8 protein-coding genes and 1 tRNA gene are annotated in these 10,860 nt (G+C 71.1%); 5 read left to right on the forward strand and 4 right to left on the reverse strand.

The features are described 5' to 3' along the window. The first annotated feature begins 106 nt into the window (after positions 1-106). Positions 107-2,269, forward strand: coding sequence for an MMPL family transporter (locus tag ABZ806_RS39765; protein WP_500223768.1), 2,163 nt, complete (start codon positions 107-109; stop codon positions 2,267-2,269). A gap of 132 nt (positions 2,270-2,401) precedes the next feature. On the opposite strand, the gene ABZ806_RS39770 is transcribed toward ABZ806_RS39765, so the two are convergent. After that, positions 2,402-3,781, reverse strand: coding sequence for a cystathionine beta-synthase (locus ABZ806_RS39770; RefSeq protein WP_500223769.1), 1,380 nt, complete (start codon positions 3,779-3,781; stop codon positions 2,402-2,404). Positions 3,782-3,964: 183 nt separating this feature from the next. On the opposite strand from ABZ806_RS39770, the gene ABZ806_RS39775 reads away from it, so the two are divergent. The 3 genes from ABZ806_RS39775 to ABZ806_RS39785 all read left to right on the forward strand — a co-directional run bounded on the left by ABZ806_RS39775 (position 3,965) and on the right by ABZ806_RS39785 (position 7,027). Continuing rightward, positions 3,965-5,077: an SGNH/GDSL hydrolase family protein gene (locus ABZ806_RS39775; RefSeq protein ID WP_500223771.1), complete on the forward strand. Its 1,113-nt coding sequence runs from the start codon at positions 3,965-3,967 to the stop codon at positions 5,075-5,077. 300 nt (positions 5,078-5,377) lie between these two features. After that, positions 5,378-6,598: an acetyl-CoA C-acetyltransferase gene (locus ABZ806_RS39780; RefSeq protein ID WP_500223773.1), complete on the forward strand. Its 1,221-nt coding sequence runs from the start codon at positions 5,378-5,380 to the stop codon at positions 6,596-6,598. Positions 6,599-6,799: 201 nt separating this feature from the next. Continuing rightward, positions 6,800-7,027, forward strand: coding sequence for a DUF4287 domain-containing protein (locus ABZ806_RS39785; RefSeq protein WP_375028404.1), 228 nt, complete (start codon positions 6,800-6,802; stop codon positions 7,025-7,027). 415 nt (positions 7,028-7,442) lie between these two features. Here the strand turns inward: ABZ806_RS39785 and ABZ806_RS39790 are convergent, their stop codons facing one another. The 3 genes from ABZ806_RS39790 to ABZ806_RS39800 form a co-directional block, all read right to left on the reverse strand. Beyond that, positions 7,443-8,015 carry a Bax inhibitor-1/YccA family membrane protein gene (locus ABZ806_RS39790; protein WP_500223775.1) on the reverse strand — a complete coding sequence of 191 codons (573 nt, stop codon included), beginning with the start codon at positions 8,013-8,015 and terminating at the stop codon, positions 7,443-7,445. A gap of 250 nt (positions 8,016-8,265) precedes the next feature. Beyond that, positions 8,266-8,338: transfer RNA gene (locus ABZ806_RS39795), tRNA-Leu, on the reverse strand. A 166-nt stretch (positions 8,339-8,504) separates the two neighbouring features. Beyond that, complete coding sequence (locus tag ABZ806_RS39800; RefSeq protein ID WP_500223778.1) at positions 8,505-9,809, reverse strand: NAD(P)/FAD-dependent oxidoreductase; 1,305 nt, start codon at positions 9,807-9,809, stop codon at positions 8,505-8,507. Positions 9,810-10,124: 315 nt separating this feature from the next. Between ABZ806_RS39800 and ABZ806_RS39805 the strand changes: the two genes are divergently transcribed. Further along, positions 10,125-10,778: a DUF4232 domain-containing protein gene (locus ABZ806_RS39805; protein WP_500223776.1), complete on the forward strand. Its 654-nt coding sequence runs from the start codon at positions 10,125-10,127 to the stop codon at positions 10,776-10,778. Positions 10,779-10,860: the final 82 nt, after the last annotated feature.

A 10,860-nucleotide genomic window follows, 5' to 3' on the forward strand; every position in this document is an offset into this window, starting at 1 on the left:
TCCCCCGGAGGTATCAGCCCCTATTTCGGCGCTGGGGGTGACCTCAAGGGCCCGCGGGATCTCTACCTTTTAGAGGTATCCCTACGACCTTGATTAAGGAAGCCCCATGTTCGCTCGGCTCGCGCGCTTCGTCGTGAGACATCCGTGGTGGACGATCGTGGCCTGGCTCGTGGCCGCCGTCGTGATCATCGCCTTCTCCCCCAAGCTCACCACCGAGTCCGACCAGGGGGACTTCCTGCCCTCGAAGTACGAGTCGGTCCAGGCGATGCAGATCGCCGAGAAGGCGTTCCCGCAGCAGGAGGACACCTCCTCGCTGATCGTCGTGAAGCGGTCCGACGGGCAGCCGCTGACGGCGCAGGACACCGCGAAGGTGACCGAGGCCGCCAAGTCCCTCAACGCCGACAAGCCGGCGTCGGTGCTGAACTTCCTGACCGGTCCGCAGACCGTGGCGCCGAACAAGGCCGTCCAGGTGGTCATGGTGCCGATGCAGGGCACCTCGATGGCCGACAGCGAGAAGCAGGGCGACGCGGTCAAGGAGATCCGCAAGGACCTGCCGACGCTGCTGAAGGGCAGCGGGCTGGAGGCCAAGGTCGGCGGTGACGTCGCGAGCTTCGTCGACAACGAGGACTCCTTCAACCAGTCCTTCGAGATCGTCGGCATCGCGACCTTCGTGCTGATCATCGGCCTGATCCTGCTGATCTTCCGGGCCCCGCTGGCGGCGGTGCTGCCGATCGTGGTGATCACGGTGACCATGCAGGTCTCGATGGGCCTGATCGGCGTCGCCTCGAAGCTCTTCAACTTCTCCGGCGACGACAGTCTCAGCACCATCATCCTGATCGTGCTCTTCGGCATCGGCGCGGACTACTACCTGTTCCTGATGTTCCGGTTCCGGGAGCGGCTGCGGGCCGGCGACGACAAGAAGACCGCGATGATCACCGCGGTCGAGCGGGTCGGCGAGGTCATCTCCTCGGCCGCCGCCGCCATCGCCGTCACGTTCCTGGTGCTGCTGCTCGCGACGTTCGGCGTGTTCAGCGCCTGGGGCCCGTCCCTGGCGATCGCCGTCATCGTGATGGGCATCACCTCGCTGACGCTGATGCCCGCGCTCGTGTCGCTGCTCGGCACCGCCGTGTTCTGGCCGTCCAAGGCGTGGAAGAAGCAGCCGAAGGGCTCGATCTCCCAGGCCATCGGCCGGGGCGTCGGCAAGCGCCCGGCGGTCGCCGCCGCCGCGTCCGGCCTCGTGCTGGTCGTCCTCGCGCTCGGCGCGCTCGGGTTCAAGGCCGACTACGACTTCGCCGCCGGCTTCCCGCAGGACACCGAGTCCGCGCAGGCCACCAAGGACATGGAGAAGGGCTTCCCGCCCGGCCTGACCACCCCGGTCCAGGTGTTCATCAAGTCCGACGGCGGGCAGCCGGTCACCGAGCAGCAGCTCGCGTCCTTCAGCCAGGCCGCCAAGACCGCGCCCGGCGTCGGCGCGGTGCAGCAGCCCGTCCCCGGCCAGGACAAGTCCGTGGCCCGCGTCGACCTGATCCTGAAGGAGAACCCCGCGTCCAACGAGGCGATCAGCCTCGTCAAGGACGAGCTGACGCCGGCCGTGCACAAGGCGGCGCCGGAGGGCACCCGCGCCTACGTCGGCGGCGCGACGGCGATCTTCGCCGACATCAACGCCGTCAACAACCGCGACCTGTCGGTGATCCTGCCGGTGGCGGCGGTGCTGATCGCGCTGATCCTGGCGCTGCTGCTGCGCTCGATCGTCGCGCCGCTCTACCTGGTGGTGTCGGTCCTGCTGGGCTTCGCCGCGACGCTCGGCTCCGCGGTGTACGTCTTCCAGGGCGGGATGGGCGAAGCCGGCGTCACCTTCCAGTTGCCGATCATCCTCTACCTGTTCGTGCTGGCCATCGGGACCGACTACAACATCCTGATGACCGCGCGGCTGCGCGAGGAGGCCAAGGAGGGGCACAGCCCGCGGGAGGCCGCCGCGCTGGCCGTCCACCACGGCGGCCCGACCGTCGCCGCGGCGGGCCTCATCCTGGCCGGCACGTTCTCGGTGATGATGCTCGCGCCGGTGTCGATGCTCCAGCAGATGGGCTTCTCCGTCGCGATCGGCATCGCGCTGTCGGCCTTCGTCATGTCGATGTTCCTGGTGCCGGGCATCACCGCGATGCTGGGCCACCGCGCCTGGTGGCCGGGGCACGGCGACCGGCCGCGGCAGGCGCCGGTCGGCCCCGCCGACACGCGCGAGGACTACGTCCCGTCCGGGTTCCGCCAGTAGGGACCCCCTGGACGCCGGGTTGCGGAGCACGGCCCGAAACGCCGCCCACCGGCCGGCTCCGCAACCCGGCATGAGAAACGAGAGCGCCGGAGACCACTTCAGGTCTCCGGCGCTCTCACCTTCCCGCCCGGCTCAGCCTGTGGTGGAGGTCGCCAGGAAGGACAGGAGGTCCTGGCGGGTGACGAGGCCCTTGGGCTTGCCGTCCACGAGGACGACCGCCGCGCCGGACTTCTCCAGGACGCCGACGGCCTTGCTCACCGGCTCGCCGTAGCCGAGCGTCGGCAGCGGCGGCGACATGTGCAGCTCGACCGGCTCGGACATCTTCGCCTCGCCCTTCACCATGACGTCGAGCAGGTCGGTCTCGCCGACCGAGCCGACCACCTCGGCGGCCATGACCGGCGGCTCCTCCTTCATCACCGGGACCTGCGACACCTCGTACTCGCGCATGATGGCGATCGCGGTCTGCACGGTCTCGTGCGGGTGGACGTGCACGAACTCCGGCAGCGTCCCGCCCTTGCGGGTGAGCACCTCGCCGACCCGGGCCTCCTCGCTGTGCGGGGTGAGGAAGCCGTAGTCGGCCATCCAGCCGTCGTTGAAGATCTTGCCGAGGTAGCCGCGGCCGCCGTCCGGCAGCAGCACCACGACCACCGCGTCGGGGCCGGCCTTCTCGGCGGCGCGCAGCGCCGCGACCACGGCCATCCCGCAGGAGCCGCCGACCAGCAGCGCCTCCTCGCGGGCGAGCCGCCGGGTCATGAGGAAGGAGTCCTTGTCGGACACCGCGATGACCTCGTCGCAGATCTCGCGGTCGTAGGTCTCGGGCCAGATGTCCTCGCCGACGCCCTCGGTCAGGTAGGGGCGGCCCGAGCCGCCCGAGTACACCGAGCCCTCCGGGTCGGCGCCGATGATCCGCACCTTCCCGCCGGAGACCTCCTTGAGGTACCGGCCGGTGCCGCTGATCGTGCCGCCGGTGCCGATCCCCGCGACGAAGTGGGTGATGCGGCCCTCGGTCTGCTCCCACAACTCCGGGCCGGTCGTCTCGTAGTGCGACCGGGGGTTCTCCGGGTTGGTGTACTGGTTCGGCTTCCAGGCACCGGGGATCTCGGCGGCCAGCCGGTCCGAGACCGAGTAGTAGGAGTCGGGGTGCTCGGGGTTCACCGCCGTCGGGCAGACGACGACCTCGGCGCCGTACGCGCGCAGCACGTCGATCTTGTCCTTGCCGACCTTGTCGGGGCAGACGAAGACGCAGCGGTAGCCGCGCTCCTGCGCGACGATGGCCAGCCCCACCCCGGTGTTGCCGGACGTCGGCTCGACGATCGTGCCGCCCGGCGGCAGCGCGCCGGACTTCTCGGCCGCGTCGATCATGCGGACCGCGATGCGGTCCTTCACCGACCCGCCCGGGTTGAAGTACTCCACCTTGGCGAGCACCTGCGGCCGCAGGCCGCCGGTCACCTTGCGCAGCCGAACGAGCGGGGTGTTGCCCATCAGTTCGACGAGCGAGTCGTGTACGTGCACCGCGACTTCCTTGTCGGTTCAGTGTTGATCTGAGCATCGCGTCCCCGATCCGCCGACGGTAGCGCGGCGGAACGGACGCGGCTCCGGAAGGTTTCCCGTTTCCGACGTTAGCCGAGATCCACGGGGCAGGCATCAAAGCACCGGTGAGCGGGTAGGTAGTTAATCACGGAGGGTCAGCGCACCATGTTGAGAGCATTCACCGCGCGCCGGATCGCGGCGGCGGCGGCCTACGGCGGCGGCGGCATCACCGCGATCGGCGGAGTCACCTTCGGGCTCATCGTCGTGGAGGCGAGGCTGGCCCGCAAGATCATCCAGGCGACGCCCAACGGCGACCCGCCCGCGGCCGACGGCCTCTACGGCGAGCAGTTCGGCGGCGAGCCGCTGTCGCTGGCCATGCTCGGCGACTCGACCGCCGCCGGCCTCGGCGTGCACACCCCGGCGGAGACGCCCGCCGCCCGCCTCGCCACCGGGCTCGCCGGGATCGCCGGGCGTCCCGTCCGGCTGACGAACGTGGCGCGGTCCGGGTCCCGGTCGCAGGCCCTCGGCGGCCAGCTGGAGCAGGCCCTGCAGGTCCAGCCCGACGTCGCCGTCATCATGATCGGCGCGAACGACGTGACCGGCCGGGTCTCCCCCGCCGAGTCCGTCCGCCACCTGTCGGACGCGGTCGCGCGGCTGCGCGCCGCGGGCGGCCACGTGGTCGTCGGCACCTGCCCGGACCTCGGCTCGGTGAAACCGCTGATGCAGCCGCTGCGCTGGTTCGCGCGGCGCGCCTGCCGCCAGCTCGCCGCCGCGCAGACGATCGCCGTCATCGAGCACGGCGGCCGCTCGGTGTCCCTGGGCGACCTGCTCGGCCGCGAGTTCGCCGCCGACCCGCTGTCGATGTTCAGCGAGGACCGCTACCACCCGTCCGCGCGCGGTTACGCCGCCGCGGCGGCGGCCATGCTGCCGTCGGTGGCGGCCGCGCTCGGCCTGGAACCGGACCTTCCCGGCGAGACCGCCCGCCCGGTGTCGCTGGCCGCCGCGGAGGCCGCCGAGCGGGCCGGGACCGAGGTCACGGGCGCCTCCGTGGCCGGGGACGACCGGGGCCCGCGGGGCCGCTGGGCCACGCTGCGCTATCCGCTGCACCGCCCGCTGCGCCGGGCGCTCGGCCACCGGCTGTCCACCGGCCTCGCGGCGGCCGGCGCGATCGCTCCGGCGCGCCTCGCGGCGCGTTGCTCGACCGGGCTGTCCCAGGCCCGCGGCCGGCTGCGGGCGCGGTCGCGGCGCGCCGGGCTGCCGGCGGCCGAGCATGGCTAGGGACCTGGACCTGGGCCGGGACCGCACGCGCGCCGGCCGGGCCGCCGCCCGCGCTTGCGCCGGACCGGCCGGTGGCGTGGGCCCCAGGATCGGCCGCCCGGCGTCCCGGGCGCATGGGGCGGACGTCACCGGGAAACCGGGATTCGCCGCAGGTGAGCGGCGTAAGTGAGGACTTATTAGACGCGCCGTCCATAAAGCCGGGGGGTCGGCGTGTACGGACCCGCCGCCGACGGTTAGATTGGCCACGTGACCGGTGAGTAGGTTGACATCTTTCGGCCGCTGAGACAGGAGACACCCGCTATGCCCGAGGCAGTCATCGTCGCAACCGCGCGCTCGCCCATCGGCCGCGCCTTCAAGGGCTCGCTGAAGGACATCCGGCCCGACGACCTCACCGCCCAGATGATCACCGCCGCGATGGCGAAGGTCCCGCAGCTCGGCCCGGACCAGATCGACGACCTGCTGCTCGGCTGCGGGCTGCCCGGCGGCGAGCAGGGCTACAACATGGCCCGCGTCGTGTCCGTCCTGCTGGGCTGGGACAACGTGCCCGGCGCCACGATCACCCGGTACTGCTCGTCCTCGCTGCAGACCACCCGGATGGCACTGCACGCGATCAAGGCCGGGGAGGCCGACGTCATCGTCTCGGCCGGCGTGGAGACCGTCAGCCGGTTCGCCAAGGGCAGCAGCGACGGCCTCCCCGACACCCAGAACCCGCTGTTCGCGGACGCGCAGGCCCGCACCGCCGGGGCGGGCGAGGGCGGCGCGCCGGTGTGGCACGACCCGCGCGAGGACGGCGCGCTCCCCGACATCTACATCGCGATGGGGCAGACCGCCGAGAACGTGGCCGGGATGCGCGGCGTCAGCCGGCAGGCGCAGGACGAGTTCGGCGTCCGCTCGCAGAACCTCGCCGAGAAGGCGCTCGCCAACGGCTTCTGGGAGAAGGACATCACCCCGGTGACGCTCCCGGACGGCACCGTCGCGGCCAAGGACGACGGCCCCCGGCCCGGCACCACCTACGAGAAGGTGTCGCAGCTCCAGCCGGTGTTCCGCCCGGACGGGACGGTCACCGCGGGCAACTGCTGCCCGCTGAACGACGGCGCCGCCGCGGTCGTCGTCATGAGCGACACCAAGGCCGCCGAGCTCGGCATCACCCCGCTCGCCCGGATCGTGTCGACCGGCGTCACCGGCCTGTCCCCGGAGATCATGGGGCTCGGCCCGGTGGAGGCGTCGCGGAGGGCACTGGCTCTGGCCGGCATGACCATCGGCGACATCGACCTCGTCGAGATCAACGAGGCGTTCGCGGCGCAGGTGCTGCCGTCCGCCGAGGACCTCGGCATCGACCACGACAAGCTGAACGTGAACGGCGGCGCGATCGCGGTCGGCCACCCGTTCGGCATGACCGGCGCCCGCATCACCTCCACGCTCATCAACGGGCTCAAGTTCCACGACAAGCAGTTCGGTCTGGAGACCATGTGCGTGGGCGGCGGCCAGGGGATGGCGATGGTCCTGGAGCGCCTCTCCTGACGGATTTCCGGTGAATTCGCGCGGTGGCCCGTGCGGTGCGGCCTTCCCGGCCGTCCGCCGGGCCACCTGCGCGTTTCCGGGGAATATCCCCGTTACAAATGATCTACGTAACGCAAAAGATAGGTCCCCGTTAGGGTCTTGTCACATGCGGAGACGTGTTGCAGAGTCAGCAGGAAGAGCCCCGCGACCTGGAGGTGCCAATTGTCACTGAACCACTCGCCGGAGACGCACAGCAAGCTGATCGCCCGCATTCCGCAAGTCACAGGACGTGACATCCCCGAGTGGTTCACCACGATCGAGAACGGTCCCTCGTTCACCCGCTGCGAGGAACGCAGCAGCTGGCTGGCCGACGAGCACAACCTCTCGCACGGCTACGCCGCCGCGCTGGTGCGCGAGCATGAGCGCGCCCGCCGCGCGCGGCACTACTAGAGGGGCCGCGCCGAACTCCACCCAGACCCGGTGGGATCCCGCCGGCGGACGCCCCCGCCCTCGTGCCGCCGTGCACGATCACGGCGCAGAGATCCCACATGGATCAGCCCCGCACCGTCCGGCGCGGGGCTGATCACTACCTTGAGCCCCACCACAGGGGGCTAGTCGCGTCCGGTCAACTTCTCGGCCGTTAACGAGAGGCTAGTTGGCCGATCGTCTCCACCAATTCGCGCTCCTCGCTCACAGTTGGCCACCGTGCCGAAGTCGCATCCACCGCACACTCGCGGTACGGGACCGTTGACAGGGCCCCACGCTGGGACGAGCCCGGCGACATCCGTCCGATCAACGCCATCTGAACCGTGTCCCCGGCAGAGCCGGTTCGTGCCTTCCAAGCTCACGGACGGACACCAAGAGGTTACTGGACCACCGCGCGATCCGCAGGCGAAGGCAGCGCTTTCCTCCAAACACTGAAGGCGAACTTCGGCGTCACCCGGACGATGCGCAGCGCGTAGACGGCGAGCGTGGCGCCGAACGCCAGCGCGGCGCCGATCACGGCCTGGAAGACCACGCCGTGGTAGAGGTCGTTGTAGGCGTGGCTGATGATGCCGACGACGATCCCGTAGACCGCCGCGAACGCGAGCACCATCGGCGCGTTCGCCTTGCGGCCGAACGTGATGAACGCCCAGATCCCGATCTCGGCGATGAGCGCGACGACCAGGACGGGGGCAGCCGCCTCGACCGGCACCAGCGCCCACGCGAGCGCCGCGGTGACCACCAGGACGGCGAGGGTCAGGAACCCGCGGACGACGACGTCGTCCATGGTCATCGGCCGGGTCGCCGGCGGCGCGTACCCCGGCGCCGCGTACCCCGCGGCCCCGTACTGCCCTGCTCCGTACTGCTGTGCTCCGTGGCCGGGTGCGCCGTAGGCCGCACCTCCGGCCCGCGGGTCGAAGGCGTTCCCCCGGAACGCGGGGTTTCTGCTCTCCATCAGAGTCTCCACTTTCGGCCGACGTGGCCCCCCGTAAACGCGAACCCCCCGCATGATCAGCCCATATCCCGCCCGATCCATAGCGTGCCGTCGCGTCCGGGGGTTCCACGGCCCCGCGCACCGCAACCCCGCGCGACGCGGCGGCGGCGAAGCCGTCGCGTCGGGGGTTCCAGGGGGTCGCCCCCCTGGGTGAACATCGCGGGCCCCCGCGAAGCCGATCGAAGATCGGCGAGCATGGTGGTCCGCCACGTGCCCCTGGTCGGACTCGAACCGACACATTGGCTCTTTTAGGGAGCCTGCCTCTGCCATTGGGCTACAGGGGCGGCGTCATCATATCGAGTCAGGGGCCGATGGCGGCGCGTCCTTTCACGGGCTGTGGGTACACGGCCGGGTCCGGCCAGTTCCACAAGAGCTGTCAAGTCGCGCGCAAGTCCCGCGGCGCGGGCTCTCCGGCGGCCTCTCACCCCGGCTTACCTCGGCGGACGCGGTTCAGGCGCGCACGTTCTCCCTGGACCGTCCGGCGGCGAGTTCGAATTCCTTGCGCGGCCGTTCCAGTTCGGCGAGGGAGACGATTTCGCGGCGGAAGAAGAGGGCGAGCGTCCAGTCCATGGTGATCCGGAACTTGCGGTTGACGGTCGGCATCCGCGACAGGTGGTAGGTGCGGTGCATGACCCATGCGGGGAGGCCGCGCACCTGCAGCCCGTAGACGTTCGCGACGCCCTTGTGCAGGCCGAGGCTCGCGACCGAGCCGACGTAGGCGTGCTTGTACGGCTTGCGCGGCCTGCCCCGCAGGTCCGCCACGATGTTGTCGGCGAGGCGCCTGGCCTGCCGGACGGCGTGCTGGGCGTTGGGCGCGGTGAACTCGCCCTTCCCGCTGAGGTCGGGGACGGCGGCGTTGTCGCCGGCCGTGTACACGTGCCGCAGCCCTTCGACGGTGAGTTCCGCGGTCGCCTTGACGCGTCCCTTGTCGTCGATGGGAAGGTCGCTGTTCTGGACGACGGGGTGGGGTTTCACACCGGCCGTCCAGACGAGGGTGCCTGCGTCGAACTCCTCGCCGTCGCTGAGCACGATGTGGCGTTTCTCGGCGGACTTCAGCAGCGTCCGCGTCTTCACTTCGATGCCGCGGCGGCGCAGCGCGTCGGCGGTCCAGCGGCCCATTTCGGGGCCCACCTCGGGCAGGATCCGGTCGGTCGCCTCGACCATCACCCAGCGCATCTCCCGCGCGTCGATGTTCGGGTACCACTTGCAGGCGTCCCGCGCCATGTCCTCCAGTTCGGCCATGGCCTCGATGCCCGCGAATCCGGCGCCGACGAAGACGAAGGTCAGCGCGCGCCGGCGGACCTGCTCGTCATCGGGGTTGGCGGCGGCGATGTCGAGCTGGTGCACGATGTGGTTGCGCATGAAGATCGCCTCTTCGACGGTCTTGAAGCCGATCCCGCATTCGGCGAGCCCGGGGATGGGCAGCGTCCGCGAGATCGAGCCGACCGCGACGACGAGCATGTCGTAGGCGATGTCGCGTTCGGCGACGCCGTCGGTCCGCGTCCCGGCCGGGCAGAGGGTGACCCGCCGGGACGCGTGGTCGATGCGCGTCACGAACCCGTTCACGATCCGGCAGCGGTGCAGGACCTTGCGCAGCGGGGCGACGACGTGCCGCGGCTCGAGGTTTCCGGCCGCGGCCTCGGGAAGGAACGGCTGGTAGGTCATGTAGGACTGGGGGTCGATGACGGTGACGGCGACCTCGCCGCGGCGCAGCTCCGAGCGGAGCTTCTTCTGCAGGCGCAGGGCCGTGTACATGCCGACGTACCCGCCGCCGACGACCACGATCTGCTTCGCGGATCCCCCGCCGCGTCCCGAGGCGACCGCGGGCCCGCGCGTCCGAGTTGTTGTTGATGGCATGCCGGTGGCGATACCCGCCTGCCCGCCGTGCGAACTTCACGGCCCTATCCGGCATCTCACCGGATGTACCACCAGAAATGAGACGGCGGGGACAGGGCCGGACGGGGGCGCCAAGCGGCCGCGGGCGGCGGACCGGGACAGGGGCCGGTCGGCACGGCCCGGCCGCTTGGCCAAGGCCCTGCCCCGCCGTCGCTCCTCACCGGGGGACGCACCATGCAACGACTGATCTGGGGGACGCTCGCCGCCACCGCCATCACCACCGCGCTCGCCGGATGCGCGTCCGGCCCGACCACGGGCAGCACGTCGTCCAGCGGCGCCCCGACGCCGACGCGGGCGAGCACGGGCACGTCCGCGGCCCCGAGCCCGGGGGCGCCCGCCCCCGGCGGCGGGACGCCCGGCGCGGCCACCACCACCCGCCCGGCCGGCTCCGCCAACGCCGCCGGGCGCCCGCACTGCACCAGCGGGATGCTCAGCGCGACGCTCACCGACCTCGGTGCCGCGGCGGGGAACCGCTACGCGACGCTCGTCCTGACGAACAAGTCCGGGAAGCACTGCACGACGGGCGGCTGGTCGGGTCTCCAGCTGGCCAGCCCGGACGGGACGGTCCCGACGAACGTCGTCCGCGAGGGCGCCCCGCACACGATCACGATCTTCAACGGCGGCCACGCCTACGAGCGGCTGCACTGGGGTGTCGTCCCCGCCGGGGACGAGCCGGACACCGACCGGTGCGAGCCCGTTCCGGGCACGCTCAGGGTGATCCCGCCCAACAACACCGAGCAGGTCGCCACCGGCTGGAGCTTCGGGGCGGTCTGCCAGCACGGCCGGATCCGCCTCCAGCCCCTCACAACGACCCCACAACCCCGCTGACCCCCACCGCCTAAGTTGATCTGCGGCGTGGTTTTTTTTTTTTTTGGGGGAAAAAAAAAAAAACCCCCCGGGGACACGTGGG

This window comes from Spirillospora sp. NPDC047418, from assembly GCF_040643275.1.
GTDB lineage: Bacteria > Actinomycetota > Actinomycetes > Streptosporangiales > Streptosporangiaceae > Spirillospora.

Bases quoted from the DNA above. Each gene is read 5' to 3' on its own strand.
- ABZ806_RS39790 (WP_500223775.1), bottom strand. From the start codon at position 8,015: ATGGAGAGCAGAAACCCCGCGTTCCGGGGGAACGCCTTCGACCCGCGG.
- ABZ806_RS39775 (WP_500223771.1), top strand. From the start codon at position 3,965: ATGTTGAGAGCATTCACCGCGCGCCGGATCGCGGCGGCGGCGGCCTAC.
- ABZ806_RS39765 (WP_500223768.1), top strand. From the start codon at position 107: ATGTTCGCTCGGCTCGCGCGCTTCGTCGTGAGACATCCGTGGTGGACG.
- ABZ806_RS39800 (WP_500223778.1), bottom strand. From the start codon at position 9,809: ATGTACACGGCCCTGCGCCTGCAGAAGAAGCTCCGCTCGGAGCTGCGC.
- ABZ806_RS39805 (WP_500223776.1), top strand. From the start codon at position 10,125: ATGCAACGACTGATCTGGGGGACGCTCGCCGCCACCGCCATCACCACC.
- ABZ806_RS39780 (WP_500223773.1), top strand. From the start codon at position 5,378: ATGCCCGAGGCAGTCATCGTCGCAACCGCGCGCTCGCCCATCGGCCGC.